We start from the raw sequence: 19,732 nt of genomic DNA on the forward strand, positions 1-19,732 counted from the left end.
CTACCCCCCGGGTGGGTCATTTTTAAATGATCACGATGGGTCAGTTTTGAATGCAGATTGACAAAGGACTGGTCGGATTACAAATCCTGCGCGCCCTCGCAAACCCCCGGTCCACTCGATCAGCCCATCGGCACCGGGAATGGCAGCGTGACCAGCTTTGCGCTAATGAAACGCTACTCCTCTGGCATCCAGACATGGAACCGTGCCATCACCAAGCCGGTCGCGGGCACACTGCGCGTCGCGCTGGGCGGGGTTGAACAGACAAGTGGATGGTCGGTCGATACCACCACCGGCGTGATCACATTCGAAACGGCCCCGGCAGCAGGGATCGAAATCACCGCCGGGTTCGAATTCGACGTGCCCGTCCGTTTCGACAGCGACACGCTCGATGTGACGCTTGATATCGAACGGCTGGGTTCGATCACTTCCATTCCTCTGCTGGAGATCCGGCGATGAGCGTGCTGCCTCAGCTCTTGTCAGAATCGCTGTCCGGGAAGGGAACCACTTTGCCCTTCTGCGCCTCTGCGGCTTTTTTCAAGGCGGCGAGAAAGCTGTCCAGCCGGACCACATCCATTCGCACTGCTTGGGCATCGTCGACGGGTTTCGCAGCCTCACCTGCCCCATCCTGACACGTATCACGCATACTCATACACCTCATACTGAACGCAACGCACCGGCGAAATCTGCCGAACCCATCGCGCCAAATCAAGGTTAATTCATGAAACAGCTCGACCCTGCGCTGAAGGCGCATCTTGATGACGGCACGACGACGCTTGCCTGGTGCTGGCGCATCACGCGCGCCGATGGGCTTAGCTTCGGCTTCACCGATCATGACCTAACCCTTGTGTTCGAGGGTACGGAGTTCGAGCCCGAAAGCGGCTTTGCGGCTTCGGAAATCCGCGCGGGATCTGACCTCTCTATCGATGCGCAGGATGCCGAGGGCGTGCTGTCCTCTGACCGTATCACCGAGACCGACATTCTCGACGGGCGCTGGGACGCGGCTGAAGTCGAGCTCTGGCGCGTGAACTGGGCGGACACCAGCCAGCGGGTGCTAATGCGCCGGGGCGCGGTGGGACAAATCCGGCGCGGGCGCATGGCTTTTGTGGCCGAGGTTCGCAGCCTCGCGCATGTGCTGGGTCAGACAGTGGGGCGGACGTTTCAGGCGGGTTGCGATGCGGCACTTGGCGATGCGCGCTGTGGCGTCGATCTTGATGCGGCAGCGTTTCGCGGAACTGACACCGTGGTCGATCTGTTACGCGATCGCGCCTTCACCGCTTCGGGCTTGTCGGGTTTTGCCTCGGGCTGGTTTGCTTTTGGAACTGTCGACTGGACCTCTGGTGCCAATGTCGGGCGGCGGACCGAAGTGCTCGCCCATGATCTGATTGATGGCGTGGCAATCCTGACGCTGCTGGAAGCACCCGTGCGCCCTATCGCCGAGGGCGACAGTTTCACGATCCGCGCGGGCTGCGACAAACGCGTGGAAACCTGCAACGCGAAGTTCGGCAATGTCGCGAATTTCCGGGGCTTCCCACATATCCCCGGACAGGACACCATCCTGCGCTACGCCTCGCGCGATGGTGGCCATGAAGGCGGCGTGCTGTGAGTGATACGATCACAGCGAGCCAGCCTAGAAGTGCCGATCCGTCCGAGGTCATTGCCACTGCCCGCAGCTGGCTACACACCCCCTACCATGATCAGGCGAGCCTCAAAGGCGTCGGTTGCGACTGCCTTGGCCTCGCCCGTGGGGTCTGGCGCGAGGTGGTCGGCCACGAACCCTTTCCGATCCCGCCTTACAGCCGGGACTGGGGCGAGAGTGGGCCACGGGAGGTGCTGGCAGATGGCGCGCGCAGGATGATGATCGAGTTAGAACCAGCGATGGCCCCACCCGGCGCGCTGATCCTGTTCCGCATGATGCCGCGCGCGATCGCCAAGCATGTCGGCATCCTTACCGCGCCCGACCGTTTCATCCACGCCTATGAGCGGCTGGGTGTCATCGAACAGCCACTCACACCCTCCTGGCGACGGCGCATCGCTTTCGCGTTTCTTTTCCCGGGCGGCTTGCCCGGCCATCAAAGCTCCGAGTGAGGTCTCCAAATGGCAACCCTTGTTTTGGGCGCGGTCGGCTCTGCCATCGGGTCAAGCTTTGGCGGCGCGATCCTCGGGCTTTCGGGCACCGTGATCGGCGGCATGATCGGTTCGACCATCGGGTCTGCTGTCGATAGCTGGCTGGTCTCGTCGCTTGCGCCAGCGCAACGCATCGAGGGTGCACGGCTTGATTCCTTGCGGATTACGTCCTCGTCGGAAGGCGCAGTGATCCCGCGCGTCTATGGCCGCATGCGCATTGGCGGGAACATCATCTGGGCGACGGATTTTCGCGAAGAGGTCAATACCACCACACAAGGCGGTGGCAAAGGCGGCGGGCCAAAGGTCAAAACCACCGAGTATCTGTATTTTGCAAGTTTTGCTGTGGCGCTGTGCGAAGGCCCGGTCACCGGGATTGGCCGCATCTGGGCCGATGGCAAGCAACTCGATCTGTCAGGAATTGTCTGGCGCTGGCATCCGGGCGATGAGGAACAAGAGCCTGACCCGTTCATCGCAGCGAAGATGGGTGTGGGGGCCACCCCGGCCTATCGCGGCACGGCCTATGTGGTGTTCGAAGAACTTCCGCTTTCCGATTTCGGCAATCGCATCCCGCAGCTGACTTTTGAGGCGTTCCGCCCGCTCGCGGACCCTGACACGGCCGAGGGTCTAACCCGCGCGGTCACACTCATTCCGTCCGCAGGTGAGTTCACCTATGCGACCGATGTCGTGCGCAAGGTTGAGGGCGGGATTGCCGTCACCAACCCGTTGCTCACCACCACCATCGGCGGCACCAGCAGCACCGAGAATTCCAACGCGGTCGCGGAAACCGCCGATATCGTTGTGGCGATGGATCGATTGCAGGCGATGGTGCCCGCCGTCGAAAGCGTCAGCCTCGTGGTGTCCTGGTTCGGCGACGACCTGCGCGCGGGCGCCTGCCGCATCCGGCCAAAAGTGGAGTTTTCCGAGAAGACCACGCCTAATGCCAGCTGGTCGGTCAATGGCATCGCGCGTGCTGACGCAGAACTTGTCAGCAGAGATACTGAGGATCGCCCGGTCTATGGCGGCACGCCTGCGGATTTCGCTGTGGTACAGGCCATTCGGGAGCTCAAAGCGCGCGGGATGCGCGTGACCTTTTATCCATTCCTGATGATGGATGTGCCACCCGGCAACACGCTGCCGGATCCCTATTCGGACAACGCAGGTGATATTGGCCAGCCTGCATTTCCATGGCGGGGACGGATTACCTGTACGCCAGCGGCTGGATATGTCGGGTCTGCCGACAAAACCGCATCTGCCACCACACAAGTCGCGAGCTTCTTTGGCGGTGCGACACCCGCTGATTTCAGCATCTCGGGCGAGGTCGTTAGCTGGACCGGCCCCGTCAATGACTGGGGCCTGCGGCGGATGATCCTACATTACGCACATCTCTGCGCGGTCGCAGGCGGGGTTGATGCCTTCCTGATCGGCACCGAAATGCGCGGGCTGACGCAAATCCGCTCGGGCGCGTCCACGTATCCGGCTGTGCAAGCATTTCGAGATCTGGCCGCAGATGTGCGCAGTATTCTCGGAGCGGGCACCAAGATCAGCTATGCTGCCGACTGGTCGGAGTATTTCGGGCATCAACCGGGGGATGGCAGTAGCGATGTGTTCTTCCACCTCGACCCGCTCTGGGCCGACCCCAACATCGATTTCATCGGCATCGACAATTACATGCCGCTCTCGGATTGGCGCGACGGGTTTGAGCATGCCGACGCGCAGGCAGGCTGGCCCGCCATCCATGACCGCGCCTATCTGCAATCCAATATCGCAGGCGGCGAAGGGTTTGATTGGTTCTATGCCAGTGCTACTGGTCGCGCAGTACAGATGCGCACTCCCATCACAGATGGCGCCGAAAGCAAACCATGGGTCTTTCGCTACAAGGATCTGCGCGCCTGGTGGTCCGAGCCGCATTACAACCGCCCAGGTGGCGTGGAGGCGGCAACCCCCACCGCATGGGTGCCGCAGTCGAAGCCTATCTGGTTCACCGAGCTGGGTTGCCCCGCTGTCGATCGCGGCACCAACCAGCCCAACGTCTTCTTTGACCCAAAGTCGTCGGAAAGCTTTGTGCCGTATTTTTCGCGCGGCTGGCGCGATGACGCGATCCAGCGCGCCTATCTCGAGGCAAGCTATCTCTGGTGGGGCGACCCCGCGAACAATCCAGTGTCGTCGGTGTATGGAGATCGGATGGTCCATGTGCCCGATTGCGCGGCCTGGACATGGGATGCGCGGCCCTATCCGTTTTTTCCGGCGCTGGAGGATGTCTGGACCGACGGCCCGAACTGGCGGCTGGGCCACTGGCTGACGGGACGGCTGGGAGCCGTGTCGCTCGCGGCCCTTGTCCGGCATCTCTGCCTGCGCGCGGGACTGCCAGCATCGCGCATCGATGTCTCTGGCCTCTGGGGAGCGGTGGAAGGCTATGCAATCGCCGCGCTGGAGTCCCCGCGCAGTTCTATCGCCACGCTCGCGCGCCACTTCGGCTTTGATGCAGTTGAAACGGGCGGTGTAATCCGCTTTGTCATGCGCGGGCGCGCGGCTGTCACCGTGATCCATGCTGAAGATATGGTGGCGTCTGGTGGTGGACCGGGCACCGATGTTTTGGAACTCACCCGCGCGCAGGAAACCGAGCTGCCGCAAGCCCTCAAATGGCAAGTCGCGCGGGCGGATGAAGATTATGATGCAGCGCAAGTCGAGGCGCAGCGCATCACCGTCGACACGTCCCGCATATCGCTTGAGAGCTTTCCCATGGCCGTGCCGCCCGAAGAGGCCGAGCGCCGCTGTCGCCGGGCGCTCATGGAAGCCTGGTCCGGGCGCGAAACAGCCGTGTTTCGTCTGCCGCCTTCGCGCCTTGCACTCGATCCCTGCGATGTGATCGCGCTCGATCATGACGGGCGGCAAGTCGATATGCGGCTGGTCTCAGTGGCGGATTCGTCGTTTCGCAGTCTTGAAGCCCTGCGGCAGGACCGCGCGAACTACGATCTGCCGCCTGGCAATCCCCGGCCGGCAACGCTGGCCACGCCTTTGGTGTTCGGGGCAGCGGATGTGCTGCTGATGGATTTGCCCCAGCTGCGCGAGGAGATTGCGCCCCATCGCCCGCTGATCGCCGCCCATGCGCGACCATGGCCGGGCGACATGGCGGTGTTTCGCAGCCCCGCCAGTGACGGGTTCGAGCTGCTGACCACATTCAGCAGGCGGACGCGCATGGGCGTGCTGGTCGCGGATTTCTATGCCGGACCCATCTCCCGCTTCGATCTGGGCAATGCGCTGATCATCGACCTGTTCGCAGGCACGCTGGAAAGCGTCACGGACATCGCGCTTTTTGGCGGCGCCAATGCGCTGGCGGTGCAAACCAGCGCTGGGCAATGGGAGATTGTGCAGGCAGGCACGGTCGAGCTGATCGCGCCCGGGCGCTATCGGCTGACGCGGTTGTTGCGCGGTCAGCGCGGGACGGAAAGCGCGATGGGCGATCCGACGCCCGAGGGCGCGCGTGTAGTCGTCCTTGATGACAGCCTGACACCGCTGCCGATTTCCGAGGCGGATCTGGGCCTGCCATGGAACTGGCGCATCGGCCCCGCCGCGCGCCCGCCCAGTGATGACAGCTATGTGGCGCAGACATTCACGCCGGAAGGCGCCGGGCTGCGGCCCTTCTCTGTGGTGCATATCGAGCAGCCGTGGCGCAGACCGCGGAGCCTCGGGGATCTGACGATCCGCTGGGTGCGGCGGTCGCGGGCGCTGGCCGCTGACAACTGGAACGCGGGCGAAGTGGCCTTGGCCGAGGAGCTTGAGGCATATGACGTCGACATCCTCGACGGTGCGACCGTGAAACGCACGCTCAGCACCAACACCGCCAGTGCTGTCTATTCGGGTGCGGATCAGATCGCCGATTGGGGCGCGCTGCTCGGCCCCGGCGACGCGCTGAGCATCCGCATCGCCCAACTTTCAAGCCTGATCGGGCGCGGGGCGGCGCGGACCGTCACCCTCTTCTTCTGACCAGAACTACAAGGACCTTTGATGTCTGATACCACCGGCAATCTGCTGCTGCCCTATATCCTGGCCGCGCAAGCCCAGAAGCATGTCACCCATAACGAGGCCCTGCGGCTACTGGACGGGCTGGTGCAGCTTGCGGTCCTTGCGCGGGATCTGACAGCCCCTCCGGCCAGCCCGGGCCAAGGCGACCGTTACATCGTGGCTTCGGGGGCCACAGGCGACTGGTCCGGTTGGGATCTGAACATCGCGCTCTGGACCGATGGGGCCTGGCAGCGCCTGCCGCCGCGCTTGGGATGGCGCGCATGGGTCGAGTCTGAAGCCGTGCTGCTGGTCTATGATGGCGCGGGCTGGATCAGCACCACACCCCCTGCCCTGCAGGAAATCACCCGGTTTGGGCTGGGTGGAACCGCCGATGCCAGCAATCCATTTCTTGCGCAAATCAATGCCGCCCTCTGGACCGCGCTGGGTGTTGGCGCAGGCGGCACGGGTAGCCTGACGCAAAGCCTGAACAAGGAGGCCAGCGCGAATGATCTGGGCTTCCTGTTCCAGACCGGCTTCTCGACCCGCGCGCTCTTGGGGCTGTTCGGGTCGGACCAGTTTCGCCTAGCCGTCTCGCCCGACGGCAGCACCTTCTATGACGCGCTGCGCGCAGATCCTGCCACGGGCATTCTCGACCAGCCCCGCCTGCCCCGCTTCAAGGGTTATACGAATTACGACAACTACGTCGGCGTCGGCGCATGGACGAAGATCGGTATCAATGTCACCGAGTATAATGATCAGGGGGCGTTTGATGCGGCGACCAACCGGTTTGTGGTGCCGGTGGACGGGACATACCTTTTTGGGGCCACGCTGATGTTCAAGGTCAATGCCAGCACCTCAGCGCGCATGAGCGGGCGGCTGGTGATCAACGGCACCGACGTGTTGCGCGGCAGCTATGGCGAGAGCTCGGCCACGCATCGGTCCGAGGCCACAGCGCTCTGGCTGCAGAGCATGGCAGCACTGAGCGCGGGCGACACGGTCGAATTGCAGGGCTATTTCCGCGCGCATGACGGTTTTTTTGCGGCTGAACAGACCAGTTTCTGGGGAGCGAAGATCGGATGAGCCAGCAAGAGAGAGTTACCGATCAGATCCTGCAGGCGTTTCGCGACCACGGGATCACAGCCGCGATCGGCGTCTGGTTCACTTTCATCGCGGGGCTTGCCACCGCTGTCACGCGCAAAGCCTTCACTAACGAAGCGCTGTTGCACAAGCTCGAACAGGAGCTCGCCGAAGAACGCGCCCGCGTCGAGAAGCGCCGCGATGACGATCGGCAGGTCGACCACGACCGCCTCGCACGGATCGAGCGCGATATCCACGATATGCGCAACCTGATTTTTGCCGCTTTCCAGCGCCGGGATGGTGACTGACCGGCCAATGGCTGTTTCCATCTGACAGCACCGTCCAGCGCGCGCTGCGATCAGCGTTGCGCACCGGCGTTCTGGCAAACTGACGATCTCGAACTCCCGATTGAGACCAACCGCCCTGCCCTCGCGCGGGGTGGTTTCGCATGCCCACCATTTACAGGAGAGACCCATGTCAGACCCAATCCGCACCTTCCGCCATTTCCGCGATGTGCCCGGTCACCTCTGGCGCTGGAAGAACTTCTCGCCCGCCGAAATCGCCTGTCGCGGTACGGGACAGCTGAAGCTGCACCCCGAGGCGCTGGACAGGCTGCAGGCCCTGCGCGACCAGCTCGGCAAACCGCTGATCCTCCGCTCCGCTTATCGCTCTCCGCAGCACAACAAAGTTGTCAAAGGCGCCCCGCGCTCAAAGCATATGGACGGCACCGCCTTTGATATTGCCATGTCGAACCACGATCCGGTGGCCTTTGAAGCCGCTGCGCGGGAGGTGGGGTTTCTGGGCTTTGGCTTTTATCCGCGCTCGGGCTTCATCCATATCGATCTCGGGCCCGCGCGCAGCTGGGGCGAGCGGTTTCCGGTTCGCGCCGCACCTTTTGCACCCGAGGCCCCGCCTGCACGCGAGTACATCGCGCAGAGCCGCACGCTGAAAGGCACCGGGGCAGCAGGCGTGGCCACGGTTGGTGCTGCTGGCGTCGAGGTCGCGCAGGAGGTGCTGGCCGAAGCGCAAGGCGCCGTCCTGCCGCTGGTGCCGTATCTCGACACGCTACGCTGGCTGTTCATCGCACTGGCGCTGGGCGGGATCGCCGTCACGGTCTGGGCGCGGATCGATGACTGGAAAAAGGGCCTGCGCTGATGTGGGGGAGTCTCGTGGTCGGGCTGCTCGCCCGGCCTTGGGCACGGCGGGTGGCGGCCATCGCCCTCGCCCTGCTCACAATCGCCCTGTTTATCCTCAATCTCCGTCGTACCGGCGAGCGCGCAGGCCGCGCCGCCGAACGGCTTGACCAACTGGAGCGCACAAATGCCATCCACCGCCAAATGCTGGACGCAGCCGCGCGTCGTCCTCGCAGCCGCGACGATCTTCTTAACCGGCTGCGTGGGGGGCAGTTCTGATAACGCACCCGGCGCCTGTCCGCTGGTGGTGGAGTACAGTCGGGCTGAGCAGGCGCGGGTTGGGGACGAGGTGGCAGCATTGCCGGAGGGGGCGCTGATCGTGGCTTGGCTCGCCGACTACGCCGTTCTGCGCGAACAGGCGCGGGCATGCCGGTGAAGGGGCAGGTCATTCGTCATATTGATGGTGCAGCCCCCGCTAACCCGCTAATCTGACCGCATGAAACCCGATGATGAAAAACGCGTTGCCGCAAATCTCGCCAGAATCATGGCGATGCTGTGCGTGCGCAATACGCAGCTGGAAACACTGCATGCCGGACTGAGCCCAATCACCCGGACTGACGACTATTCGGATGTATTCGTTGTGGACGCGGACGACCGGCGCATCCCGTGGTCGGAGGTCTCGCGCATCGACGAGAATGAGATGCGCGCGCTGATGCGCAACATCGTCAATCGCCTCTATACGTTTCACCTGCACGCGGACGACCCCGGGCTTCAGGCACAGATTGAGCGATGGATGGGTGCAGCTTCAGAATGGGACGCACCGGAGGTCGATCCCGGGATGATGCGCCACTCTGGTTCATGGCCCCCAACGGACTAAGTGTCGTCAAAGTCGGTCAGCAATTACGCCCGAGTTTGTCTTCCACGCAGGCAAGAGCTTCTTCTGCAGATTTGTCGCCCAAGTTTGCAAGCATGACGGCCAACGCGCAACAATCGAAACGCGAAACCGCTTCGTTGGCTTTTGCCTCAAGCAAATCTGCGGAAACGCCTGTTTCGGAAAACACGATCTCCACCTAGTAAAGCAGGAAATGTCCATATTCGTCGATCAGGCTAAATCTGGCAGGTGCCGCAACTTTGTTCGTACTCAAGATGACTTTCTGCACTTCGCCAATTCGTTCGACAATCATTTCGTTGTGAAGACGCAAAGTTAACGTACAGGCAGAATAATCCGGAGCGAACATGAACTCCGCATAATAACCGCGGCGGGTTTCCTCCGACGGAAGAACCAGGAACATCTGGTGGGCTGACACGACGTCATGATCCCAGCCGCGCCTTTTGGCCATCGCGCTGGCAGTCTTCATCGCTGGCACGTTCTCGATCGCCTTTCCCATAGTCAGACCTCCAAGATCTTCGACACATCTTCAAACTCCGGATCGGCCGCAAAGATACGTTCCAACTCGCTCCTCGCGCGGGCTCGCTGACCCGACTGTTCATAAAGGATCGCACGGTCATAGCGGATCTGATGCAACAACCCCTCGGGCCGGTCTTTGCGACGACGATTGGCCAGTGTGAGCACATCGATAGCCGCATCCGGCATGCCAAGTGCTGCCAATGCACGGCCACGATAGAGCAGAATAGCGGTGTCGACCGGGGTTTCGTTTTCGACATGCACTGTGGCGCGCACCACACGGTCCATCAGCGCGCGGTCATCCGGGGTGTCGAGCACCAGCTCTGCAAAAGACAGCAGCACAACCGGATCGGTCGCATCAATTTCCATCAGCCGCTCGATATGCGCCATTGCATCTGAATGGCGGCCCTCAATCTGCGCAATTTCCAACAGGGCCAGCCGCGTGCCGCGTTCGCGCGGGAAGACATGGGCGAAGATGTCAGACGTGATCGGCAGGCTGGCCTGCGCGGCAATCTCATATTTGGCAAACAGCGTGCCCAGATCACCAAGACGCGCCAGCGCATGCTCGAAATGCGCCCTGGCGCGGTTGAATTCCTCACGGCGCAAGCGGATCATACCTGCCATCCAGGCGGCATCTGGTAGGTCGCGCGCCTCTTCCAGCGCCGTCAGTGCCGAGTCCTGATCGCCGTCATTCAGCGCCCGGATACCGTCAATGAAGCGTTTTTCCTCAGCCGGTGTCATAAGCCGTTGGAAAAACCCCAGCTTCAGCCGATCGCGCTCCGGCACAGATGGCGCGGGCGCCGCGCCGCCACGCCCGCGTCGCTTGCGGTCATGGACTGTATAAAACAGCCCTGTCCCCGGCAGACCAACTGTTGCCCGGTTTCCGCGCGGGCTGATGGTATAAGCCGCTCCGCGCGGGCCAAAGGACAATGATGCCGTCGATTTCGACAGGTTCAGTGTGACACCGGGCGCAAGCCTGACACGCTGCCAAAAACGGAAGGACATTCAGACACCCCGCCGCTTGCTGACAGACCACTTGCGGTGGTCAAAATACGACCTGTCCCCGCGCAACATCGAAGCGTGCATCTCTTCCACTTCGGCGCGCCAGATTCTTTCCAGATCTCCCAGATCGTGGGCATCATCTGCATGACGCTGCTTCATCATCTGAACCAGCGCGCTGACATGGCGCTCAAGGAGTTGCACCCGGTGTTGGAGATAAACAGCAGAAAGGCTCATTTTGACCACCCTGCCCGTTTGCGCAGCTGGTCGATCGTGTCGATGGCATCCTCGAGGGTCTTTTCGCAGCCGAACTTTTCGCGTGGGGTCATATTCGGGTTGCCCTTGATCGCACCCAGCCCTGCCTCAAGTGAATGACGAAGTTCCGCACCGCGATCCGGACCATGCAATGTCGCCTGCCCGATCAGCATCTGCAGCATCATGTTCTGCGCCACCAGTTGGCCTGACAGGACTTCAATATCGTCTTTACGTTTCAAGGTGAAACCTCCTAGTCAGTCTAAGCGCTTGATCAAATGACTTGGCCTACCACTCCAGTCTCCAAACCATTTTTATCTGAGTCGCGAAACTTCTCGTTTGACCAGACAAATGGGCTTTGCAGATGGATCGTATATCATCGCCCACGTCTTTAATGGCGATCAAGGCGCCCACGGGATAACTGGTTGTCGTGAAGATCGTCATAGGGGCAACTCGTCAGTTCACAGAATTTGTCGGGGTCTGATTTGGGGTGGCCGCGGATTCGCTGCGGAACGCATGCAAGCGATGCCACGCCAGGTTTTCACGCTGGCGCCTGCTCAAGGTCAGCGCCGCACCCCAGCGCAGCTCTCGACGCGCAGCCTCGCTGAGCACGGGCGAGAACGCCGGCGTTCCCTCGTCTGAAAAGGTCACAAGACCCTGATCGAACGCGGCGTCCCACAAGGCGGACAGCAACAGCCCGTTATTCACATCGAGGCGCTGGGCATCCGTCTCGCAAACTCTCCACGGTACAATATGCGATGCACGCAAGAGCGCGGGGTCCGAGATCCCCGTCAAGGGACAGGTTCCCTGCCAATATTCCAGCAGACTGGCGCGGAAGATGTCCTGGCCGATCCGTTGCACCACCAGCCGCTCGGCCTCGGTCGTCTGCGGCAGCGACCGGACCTTCTGCTCGAACTCCTTGAGCGGCGCGTCGGGCAGGCTGGCGGAGAGCTGATACACGCGCGACAGCACGCCATAAAGCTCGCGCAGTGAGCCGAAGGCATAGCGCGACAGTCCGGGACCGGGCAGCGCGGCGGGGGGCAGCGCCAGTTCTTCGATCACGCCGCCATGGTCCACCGCCAGATACCACGGTCCCAGCGGCCCGGCTGCGGCCAGATGAATCGTCCCGGGCACTGTGGTTGAGGCGAAACCGGCCCAGCCTGGCGGGCCGTCAAATGTGCGGCGAAAGCCGTTCTGCCACGCGGCCTTTTCGCATTCCTCGCGGATGACGAAGGATTGTGGAGTTTCAATCATAATGCCATCACCACGTCACCCCATGCCTAGAAAACTTTTCCGCCAACGGATCCAGCTCGCTGCTCAGCCATTCTGCATCCCGCTCCCATTCGCTGACAGCGACCTCAAATCCCGGCCGATCCCTGCGCATCGCCGCCAACATCCGGATATGGCTCTGCATTGCGTTTAGGCGCTCACGCGATCCCGGCCCTCTCCAAGATGCATAGTCAGGCCGAAATTCAGGTGGGATATCGATGCAGAAGCACACCTTCATGCGCCGGTTTCTGTCCCACTCTGGCAGACCGTTTGTCTTGCCAACACGGTATCCGACATAGGCGAGCGGTGAACGGTCAGAGCCGACAAACTCACCCGCAAGGAATGCTTGCATAGACCGCTTGATGTCATTCGGCACCGGAGCGCCGATATACCGCGCGAACTCTCGCCCAACCGTGCTGTCGGCGGCTTCGCGGGCGGCGAGGCGTCTGCGCCGCTCATCCTCCTCCTGATTGCGTCGCGTTGCATCTTCGAGGCTCTTGCGCCGCGCTTCATCTTCCTCGGCGCGCTTCTTTTCTATCTTGCGTCGGCGTTCTTCAATCTGATCGCGCCGGTTCTCTTCTCGCTCACGCTCGCGCCGTTCCCTCTCGGCGGCGATCTCCTCGGGCGTACGCTTTCGGCGCCGGGGCTTGGCCGACTGACGGTACTTTATCGCCCCACGCGGCTCTGGAGGCTCGGGTTTCTGCCGGAAGAACACCCAGTACAGGACTAGGATCAACAGCAGGAGAAGCAGGAACCCGAGCCAACCGTCCACGCGTCACATCCCCATCGCGGCGAATTCGCGATTCATGTGCATCCGCTCCCAGGCGGCGCAAACAAGGCGGACGGCACGGCATTCGGTATGGTAGGCGATTGCATTTGCCTTGGCGTTGACAAGGGTATCTGCAGGGTGCTCGAAAAGCTTTGCCATCCCATCACACCTTCTCATTCCATAGCTTCTGTGCGGCAATACCCATCACGGTCTCGACGGCGTTCGCAGCCCGGGTCACGGCATAAAGGTTCAGATCTTCAAAGGCGCCTTTGTAATTGGCGAGATAGCTTTCGCTCCGTGGCTTCAGCCCATTGCGCATGGCCACGAGATAGGCGACCATCTCTGCCTCGACTTCCATCAGTGCGTGGGAAACGTTGCGGCGATCCGGCACGCGTCGGCCTTTATCCGCGCCCAGATGACCAAGATACAGATGAGCAAGCTCATGGGCCACAGTCACAAAGCGTGTCGGTGCGTCGTGATTTTTGTTGTAAGCGAGCTGGTAGAGGTTCTTTCCCTTCTTGGCTTGCGACGCCGCGAGCAGTTTGATCCAGCCTGCGCGCCCATCACCGGCGTCCAAGGTCACGATGTCTATGCGCTCCTTCCTTATGGCCCGCGCGAATTCACCAAAGCGATTGTCGGTGAGGTTACCGAAGGTCGGGAAGGCGAACGCATCGACGGGAACAGCACGGCCTTCGGTATCGAGGATGTCGAAGACAAAATCGACTGGCCCCTTGGTCCGCAGGATCAACAAGGGGCGCGCGCCCACAATCGGCACGCGACCGAACCGCTTGTGCCAGTCCTGCGCAGTTGCCGCATGGGTTAGCCCCGGCTTCTGGATATGCAGCAACATGGCATTGAAGGGGGCAAATTCGCGCAATCGTATGGTAAAGGCGAACAACTCCTTAATTGCCTCACCGCTGTTGTAGAGCTTTGTCGCGGCGATCAGTTGGTCGATCAACGCGCGTTCCGTGGCGTCTTGGGTCAGAGGTTGGACCTCAAACAGATCCGGCTGGGTGAGAAGTATGGTCGGCTCTGTGGACATGCCCGACGCCGAAGGAAAAATGACATACGGGTCTGTGACACCCTGCTGAACTTCGTGAAGGAAAAAATCGATGTAAGGCAAGAAAAAATCGTCCGGCTCATCTGGAAGCCCATCCGATCCCAAAAGCTCGATCTTGATCGCTGAGTCCGACAGCCAGTCTTCTTCCGGCTTATAGCTTTCCCGAACGCATGCGCAAAACAGCGGCTTGAACTGGGCATACATTGTCGGATCAAGGACACCCATCGCTCACATCCCCATCTCTGCAAATTCACCGTTTGCTTCCATCCGGTCCCAGGCGGCGAGGACGAGGCGGCGGGTGCGGTATTCGCCGTGTTGGCGGGTTTCCTTTTCCTTAAGCACGCGGAAGGTTTCTGAGGGGTAGTCGGGGCCCTTCACGTCGGCGGGGTCGAGGATGTAGCACAGTTTGTCGCGGGTCAGCCCGTAGAAGGCGTCGAGGTCGGCGCGGCGATCCTCGTCCCAGACGAAGGGCAGGCGCAAGCCGTTCAGCAAAATTGCCTTCTCAGATTCCTCTCGGACGATGAAGCACCGGGGATACTCAATGTAACTCCACAATGCTCTACCCCGCTACTGACTGTGACAGAGCCTCAAGCTCGTCCATAAGTCTCGAGAAGCGCCTCAGTTGATCGTATTGCTCCTCATCGATCCCATCCGGATCGAAATGCATCACGTCATTTCGAATTTCCCTGACCTTGTCCATTTCAGCGCAAAAGACGACGCGGTCTACGCGGAGGCCCAAGTTCTCCCAATTTTCGGGGTTCTGAATAATCCGCAGATACTCCCCAAACGTAAGATCAGCTACTGATTGGATCCGTTCTTTCCGCTCTGGATCGGTGTCACTGCAAACACTCCGCAAAACCTCAACATTATATTTACCGTTCATGAGATTCCGAAGCTGGTTTTCTATTTGCCCTATCAAAAGGAACGGCTCCGAAAGGAATTGAAACTGCTCGCTTAAATCTGTGGCTGTCACTATTCCCGTAACCTTCTTGTCTGCCGACGAACGGACAAAAACGAACTCATGATCGATGATGAGTTTGGTTGCCTTAAAAAGACCCTCCGTGTCTTCCAGAGAAACGGCAGCCTCCATTGCATCTTTCACTTCAACAAGGTTGTTCTCATGGCTTAGGCGCTTCCCGATTGTCTTCCAGCTGATCGCACCGTTGATCGTCCGATCATTCGACATGACCGCCAACTGCGAAAAATCGTGCGCCAGCATCAAGGTGATTGCTTTTTCAACGGTATCCTGGGGTCTGACCGAGATCACGCCACAGTTTGCTGCCTTGAGCATGCTGATCAGGAAATTCGCATCTTTTGCAGCATAGGCTGAACCGACCTCACCTTCATCATCTTGAACTGGTACGACGACGGCGACGGGTTCGGGCGCTTTCTTGAACGAAATCTCGGCGTCGATCCAAACCTTTGTGAAGTCTGGAATGGTTACTATTCCTGCACCGTCCAACTCAGACCGAATTTTCTTGACGATACCAGTGCGACGCCTTCTGGCACCGAACCAGCGAAGCAGCTCTCGCACTGTGGTCGTGGGTTCCTTTCCCTCGCCAACGTCGTTTTTCACCTCTTCGAACTCTTTGCTCATATTGGTACTCCGTTAATCATCACATTCCCATCGCCGCGAATTCGCCGTTCGCTTCCATCCGGTCCCAGGCGGCGAGGACGAGGCGGCGGGTGCGGTATTCGCCGTGGTGGCGGATTTCCTTCTCCTTGAGGACGCGGAAGGTTTCCGAGGGGTAGTCGGGGCCCTTCACGTCGGCGGGATGAAGGACGTAGCGCAGCTCGTCGCGGGTCAAGCCGTAGGCGTGGGCGTACAAGGCGTCGAGATCGGCGCGCATGGGGGCACGGCGGTCCCGTTCCCAGGCGAAGGGCGGGGAGGACCGGTTGATAGGCGCTCGTCCCAAAAAAGAACCGTGCGAACGGTTACTCGGTGTTTTTTCAGCTTCTGCGTGCTTCACGCCCCCCGCTCCCACTACTTCTCTCCTACGCTTGGATTAGTTCAAGCCGAGGTGCCGACCTCGTGCAATCAATTCCCAGAATAGCTCTTCGTCGTTGATCCGATAAGCACGCTCTGAACCATAGCCAGTTGCTCTGGCCTCGACATTGAACCCAGCATCCCTAAACCCATCGACAATATCGGCTGGCGCATCAAAGTACATGCGATACTCGACGCCCCATTTATTGTTCTGGGTTTGCATGAATGCCTCATTCGGCGCGTGCCCGGCTGCAGCTTGGTAGCGTGTGCGGAACCTTTGCTTTCGACTGTCTGGCATTTCGCATTCGATCAAGAGATTTTGCATTCCATTTATTAATTTATCCATTTACGTACCTTTCTGGCTGTGCATTTGATTCAGGTAGGATGAAATCTCGTCATCTAATCCGTAGGACTGATTTACGAGGTCGTTTATTTTCTTCCATTCAACTGCGTCGAGCTGACTTGATCGATCCTGAAGAGCGTTATCCAGTCTTCGCATTAGATCAGAGGGAACTGATGGAAGCTTTTCCAGAATAAAATTATCAAAGTGCATGGTTCTAACGGCTCGGTTGAATCCGCCGACGTATACAAACCAGCAGATGAAATCTGACATTAGGAAAGCTGCAACAGATCGATTGCTGTAATTTCTGGGGTGATAAATTATGTTTACAGTATCCAGCGGCACAGTTGGCCTATCTGTTACGGCTCCAATTAGCCGTATATGGTCGGTTGGGTTCAGTAGATGAGCGACGATATTCTGAAAAACAACTGCCCCTGGGGGAAGAATAAATCTATCCTCGACCTTTCCGGAACTTATATAGCGCCAAGGCTCTCTGATCTGCATAGGAGCGATGTTTCGCCCTGCCAACAACTCGACATCGCCTTCTTGGCTGGCGAGTTTCTGAAGACCCTTTCCACGAGACGTTGAAAATTCGGCAACCCGATTTGGTTTTAAGAACTCTCGGATTTTGGCAAGCGCTGATTGATCTTGCACGCTCAAGCCAGTGGGGATGATGCCAAGACCGTCTGCCAAAGCGCGTGGCACTGCCATCACTGGTGAGTCCAGCCCGCGAAAAAGGCGAAGCTCAGCTGTGTCCTGACGTCCTTTCGAGCAGAACAGCAGCACCATTTCGAGAGCGACATTTGCCCATGCCTGCCCGATATCTACCGTCGAAACCAGACGTGGTAGCGCTATTGCCCTTACGCCCCTCCAAGCATTTGAGTAGGTTACCGACTTAGGGACTACGAGACCGAACATTCCTTTTTCGGACATCATGCAGACAGCAAGGCTGATGAAGTCAGCGCAAGTGTTGGACGCGCCCGCTGTTTGATGATGAGTGCATTTGATACACTCCTTCGCGCGACTTTCGACCTCTGCTCCGTATGGCGGGTTGCCTAGCACCACGTCGAACCCGCCGCGCTGCATCACATCGGGGAATTCCAACGGCCAGTGGAAGGCGCGGGCGCGGCGGGCGGCCTTGGGCGCGTCCATCATCGCATTCCGGATCTTTCCCTGATTGAGGGCCATCCACAGCTCTTCGGTCGTCGGCACGGTGCGGGCTGAGGCCCCCGCCGGTGCGCCGCCCACCTTGGGCAGCAGGAAGGCCGCCACATAAAGGTTCGCAGCCGCCGTCGCCCGCACAAAAGCCTGCCCCTTGCGCAGTTCCTTGAACCGCGCGGCCTTGGCCCCGATCTGTTCCACCGTATCCTCGGGCAGATCGCGGAAGCCCGAGAAATCCAGCGCCAGCGGTTTCATCTCGGGCATGGCAACTTGCCCGGTGCCGAAATCGAACCCGCCCTGACCGCCCTTGGCGTCGCGATTGGCCTTCAGGTAGTATTTGGCCGTGTCCTTGTCGTCGCCGGTCAGGGGCTTGTAGGCGGCATCGGGGATGCCATCCTCCAGCACTTTCAGGTCGAACACACCCAGCAGCGCATCCCCGCAGCGGATCTGCGCGTCGAAAAAGCCGAGGGGAAGGCCGGGGTCCACCGTCTCGATCCACAGCGCGACCTTGGTCAGTTCCACCGCCATCGGGTTGCGGTCCACCCCGTGAAGGCAGGACCGCGCGACATCGCGCAGGGCATGGCGGAAATCGGCCAGCGAGGGCGTGCCATCGGCGCGGATGCGCGCGAGCCGCGTGGCAATGCGGCGGGCGGCGGCTAGCAGGAAGTGGCCAGAGCCGCAGGCGGGGTCGATGACCGACAGTCTCAGTAGCGCCTTGGCGGGATCGTCCGCCTCGGCCTCGGTCTTGTCTAGCACCGGGTCGAGCGCGGTGTCGAGCAGCGCCTGAACGAGGCTGTCGGGCGTGTAGTAGGAGCCGGTGGTCTTGCGCTGGTTGCCCTTTTGCTCGGCGGCCTCGGAGGCGAAGAGCAGGGTCTTGCCGTCATCACCCAGCTGTGGCTGCAGTTCGAGGAGGGATTCGTAGACGGAGCCCAGTTCCTCGGTTTCCATCGCGCGCCAGTTGACGGGAACCATGCCGGTTTTCTGGTCAAGCCACGAGAGCCGGTAGAGCGCCTCCATGAAGGCGCGGTTGCGCAGGCGGGCGGTTTCGAGGTGGGGCAGCGCGTCGCCGGAGAAGAGGCCGCCAAGGGCGGGGAGCGCCAGCGCCTCTTGCCCGTTGGCCAGCGCGTGGAAGACGATCTTGATGCCTTCGTAGCGGTCGTGATGCTTGTCCCACGAGGCGGCGCGGTAGCATTGGGCGCGCAGGGCAGCGAGGCTGTAGCCTTCGGCATAGAGCTTGCGGGCGTCGGGCTTGGCTTTTTCTGGGTGCAGAAGGTTGCGATCTTCGGCCACCATCAGGAAGATCAGGCGGTAAACGAGGCGCAGGAGTTCGTTGAACCATTCGGTCAGATTGACGTCGCCAGATTTCAGCTTGTCGCGCAGGTCGGGGTTGGCCTCGAGGAAGCCTGAGCCAAGAACCTTGAGCGCTTTCTTGACCTGATTGGCCAGTTCTTCTCGCGCGGCCTCGCCTTCCTTCGATCCGGCGTCGCGCCAGCGTTCCAGCGCGCAATCGGTGGCCGGAGCGCCAGCAACGCCAAAGCGGGTGCGGTGGATCAGGAGCCAGAGGACGGCGAAGGAAGCGGCGTCTTCGTTGGTGAAGATCTGGGAGAGGTCGGCCTCGATATACGCCGGGCGGGTCAGCGAGGCGTTGTCGCGCATCACGCGGATCAGGGTGCCGTTGGTGACAAGGCCCCAGAGGGTGTCGTCATGCTCGTTCAGGTGGTCCTGAAGCGCGAAGGCGGGAGAGCGTGTGCGGTCGGTCGAAAGGGTCGCGCTGCGCCGGTCGAGCTTTTCGTCTGATGGGGGCACGACCACGATCGGCACCCTGCCGCCCGCGATGAAGGACAGAGCGCCATCGGCTGGGACGAGGTCGTCAAAGCCGAAGGTTTCCTGAAAGAAGGCCTTGATGAACCGACGCGTCGCATCGGCCGAGGGGTTTGCGATCCGGGAAAAGGTGTCGAAATGCGACTGGCCGACACGGAAGGCGGTCGAGATTTCCTCGCGGATCGTCAGACCTTTACGGATGTGATAGTCGGCCTCGGTCTGCTCGGACGCCGCGCGGCGGTCTACGCTGGCGACCATGGCAGGTGCGATCAGATTGCCTTCGAGGCTGAGTGAAGGCCAGGCGGACATGTCGACGATGGGTTTGCGCGCCAT

The 19,732-nt window shown here is 60.6% G+C and carries 23 protein-coding genes and 2 pseudogenes; 9 read left to right on the top strand and 16 right to left on the bottom strand.

All coding sequences use genetic code 11. From position 1 onward, the window contains the following. Positions 1 to 63 precede the first annotated feature (63 nt). A pseudogene (locus ACFTOW_RS16630) lies at positions 64 to 456 on the top strand (phage distal tail protein, Rcc01695 family); the annotation flags it as partial. 10 nt (positions 457 to 466) lie between these two features. On the opposite strand, the gene ACFTOW_RS16635 reads toward ACFTOW_RS16630, so the two are convergent. Beyond that, positions 467 to 643, bottom strand: a complete 177-nt coding sequence (locus ACFTOW_RS16635; RefSeq protein WP_379917767.1) for a hypothetical protein — start codon at positions 641 to 643, stop codon at positions 467 to 469. A gap of 75 nt (positions 644 to 718) precedes the next feature. Between ACFTOW_RS16635 and ACFTOW_RS16640 the strand changes: the two genes are divergently transcribed. From ACFTOW_RS16640 to ACFTOW_RS16675, 8 genes are all read left to right on the top strand, one after another. Continuing rightward, on the top strand, positions 719 to 1,603 hold the full coding sequence (locus ACFTOW_RS16640; RefSeq protein WP_379917769.1) for a DUF2163 domain-containing protein: 885 nt from the start codon (positions 719 to 721) through the stop codon (positions 1,601 to 1,603). Beyond that, positions 1,600 to 2,085 (top strand): C40 family peptidase, encoded by a 486-nt coding sequence (locus tag ACFTOW_RS16645; protein WP_379917771.1) that lies wholly within the window; start codon positions 1,600 to 1,602, stop codon positions 2,083 to 2,085. The genes ACFTOW_RS16640 and ACFTOW_RS16645 overlap by 4 nt, the downstream gene beginning before the upstream one ends. 9 nt (positions 2,086 to 2,094) lie before the next feature. Next, a complete protein-coding gene (locus ACFTOW_RS16650) occupies positions 2,095 to 6,108 on the top strand; it encodes a baseplate multidomain protein megatron (protein ID WP_379917773.1) in 4,014 nt (1,337 codons plus the stop codon). A gap of 21 nt (positions 6,109 to 6,129) precedes the next feature. Beyond that, complete coding sequence (locus ACFTOW_RS16655) at positions 6,130 to 7,206, top strand: DUF2793 domain-containing protein (RefSeq protein WP_379917775.1); 1,077 nt, start codon at positions 6,130 to 6,132, stop codon at positions 7,204 to 7,206. Next, positions 7,203 to 7,511 carry a hypothetical protein gene (locus ACFTOW_RS16660; RefSeq protein WP_379917777.1) on the top strand — a complete coding sequence of 103 codons (309 nt, stop codon included), beginning with the start codon at positions 7,203 to 7,205 and terminating at the stop codon, positions 7,509 to 7,511. Before ACFTOW_RS16655 ends, ACFTOW_RS16660 begins: the two co-directional genes overlap by 4 nt. Positions 7,512 to 7,677: 166 nt before the next feature. After that, a complete protein-coding gene (locus tag ACFTOW_RS16665) occupies positions 7,678 to 8,358 on the top strand; it encodes a YcbK family protein (RefSeq protein ID WP_379917779.1) in 681 nt (226 codons plus the stop codon). Between the two features lie 14 nt (positions 8,359 to 8,372). Continuing rightward, a complete protein-coding gene (locus tag ACFTOW_RS16670) occupies positions 8,373 to 8,615 on the top strand; it encodes a hypothetical protein (RefSeq protein WP_379917781.1) in 243 nt (80 codons plus the stop codon). A gap of 217 nt (positions 8,616 to 8,832) precedes the next feature. After that, entirely contained in the window at positions 8,833 to 9,213 is a 381-nt protein-coding gene (locus ACFTOW_RS16675) for a hypothetical protein (RefSeq protein ID WP_379917783.1), read from the top strand. Between the two features lie 16 nt (positions 9,214 to 9,229). On the opposite strand, the gene ACFTOW_RS16680 is transcribed toward ACFTOW_RS16675, so the two are convergent. The 15 genes and pseudogenes from ACFTOW_RS16680 to ACFTOW_RS16750 all read right to left on the bottom strand — a co-directional run bounded on the left by ACFTOW_RS16680 (position 9,230) and on the right by ACFTOW_RS16750 (position 19,732). Then, positions 9,230 to 9,406 carry a hypothetical protein gene (locus tag ACFTOW_RS16680; protein ID WP_379917785.1) on the bottom strand — a complete coding sequence of 59 codons (177 nt, stop codon included), beginning with the start codon at positions 9,404 to 9,406 and terminating at the stop codon, positions 9,230 to 9,232. Continuing rightward, a complete protein-coding gene (locus ACFTOW_RS16685; RefSeq protein WP_379917787.1) occupies positions 9,407 to 9,724 on the bottom strand; it encodes a hypothetical protein in 318 nt (105 codons plus the stop codon). It abuts the gene before it with no gap. Between the two features lie 2 nt (positions 9,725 to 9,726). Further along, on the bottom strand, positions 9,727 to 10,482 hold the full coding sequence (locus ACFTOW_RS16690) for a tetratricopeptide repeat protein (RefSeq protein ID WP_379917857.1): 756 nt from the start codon (positions 10,480 to 10,482) through the stop codon (positions 9,727 to 9,729). Positions 10,483 to 10,590: 108 nt separating this feature from the next. Beyond that, positions 10,591 to 10,746 (bottom strand): annotated as a pseudogene (locus tag ACFTOW_RS16695) (DUF4236 domain-containing protein); the annotation flags it as partial. Then, positions 10,747 to 10,977 (bottom strand): hypothetical protein, encoded by a 231-nt coding sequence (locus ACFTOW_RS16700; protein ID WP_379917789.1) that lies wholly within the window; start codon positions 10,975 to 10,977, stop codon positions 10,747 to 10,749. Further along, positions 10,974 to 11,180, bottom strand: a complete 207-nt coding sequence (locus ACFTOW_RS16705; protein WP_379917791.1) for a hypothetical protein — start codon at positions 11,178 to 11,180, stop codon at positions 10,974 to 10,976. Before ACFTOW_RS16705 ends, ACFTOW_RS16700 begins: the two co-directional genes overlap by 4 nt. Before the next feature lie 268 nt (positions 11,181 to 11,448). After that, the gene (locus ACFTOW_RS16710; protein WP_379917793.1) at positions 11,449 to 12,246 is read right to left on the bottom strand and encodes an HNH endonuclease; all 798 of its coding nucleotides are present in this window, start codon (positions 12,244 to 12,246) and stop codon (positions 11,449 to 11,451) included. A 7-nt stretch (positions 12,247 to 12,253) separates the two neighbouring features. Next, positions 12,254 to 13,033: a hypothetical protein gene (locus tag ACFTOW_RS16715; protein ID WP_379917795.1), complete on the bottom strand. Its 780-nt coding sequence runs from the start codon at positions 13,031 to 13,033 to the stop codon at positions 12,254 to 12,256. Positions 13,034 to 13,036: 3 nt separating this feature from the next. After that, positions 13,037 to 13,189: a hypothetical protein gene (locus ACFTOW_RS16720; RefSeq protein WP_379917797.1), complete on the bottom strand. Its 153-nt coding sequence runs from the start codon at positions 13,187 to 13,189 to the stop codon at positions 13,037 to 13,039. A gap of 4 nt (positions 13,190 to 13,193) precedes the next feature. Then, on the bottom strand, positions 13,194 to 14,315 hold the full coding sequence (locus ACFTOW_RS16725; RefSeq protein ID WP_379917799.1) for an ImmA/IrrE family metallo-endopeptidase: 1,122 nt from the start codon (positions 14,313 to 14,315) through the stop codon (positions 13,194 to 13,196). 3 nt (positions 14,316 to 14,318) lie between these two features. Beyond that, the gene (locus tag ACFTOW_RS16730) at positions 14,319 to 14,582 is read right to left on the bottom strand and encodes a hypothetical protein (protein ID WP_379917801.1); all 264 of its coding nucleotides are present in this window, start codon (positions 14,580 to 14,582) and stop codon (positions 14,319 to 14,321) included. A 67-nt stretch (positions 14,583 to 14,649) separates the two neighbouring features. Beyond that, entirely contained in the window at positions 14,650 to 15,687 is a 1,038-nt protein-coding gene (locus tag ACFTOW_RS16735; RefSeq protein WP_379917803.1) for a CBS domain-containing protein, read from the bottom strand. Positions 15,688 to 15,706: 19 nt separating this feature from the next. Beyond that, positions 15,707 to 15,940 (bottom strand): hypothetical protein, encoded by a 234-nt coding sequence (locus ACFTOW_RS16740; RefSeq protein ID WP_379917805.1) that lies wholly within the window; start codon positions 15,938 to 15,940, stop codon positions 15,707 to 15,709. Positions 15,941 to 16,096: 156 nt separating this feature from the next. After that, on the bottom strand, positions 16,097 to 16,423 hold the full coding sequence (locus ACFTOW_RS16745; protein ID WP_379917807.1) for a hypothetical protein: 327 nt from the start codon (positions 16,421 to 16,423) through the stop codon (positions 16,097 to 16,099). Further along, positions 16,424 to 19,732, bottom strand: coding sequence for an Eco57I restriction-modification methylase domain-containing protein (locus ACFTOW_RS16750; RefSeq protein ID WP_379917809.1), 3,309 nt, complete (start codon positions 19,730 to 19,732; stop codon positions 16,424 to 16,426).

Origin of the sequence: Lacimonas salitolerans, from assembly GCF_042677865.1 — a bacterium.
GTDB lineage: Bacteria > Pseudomonadota > Alphaproteobacteria > Rhodobacterales > Rhodobacteraceae > Lutimaribacter > Lutimaribacter salitolerans.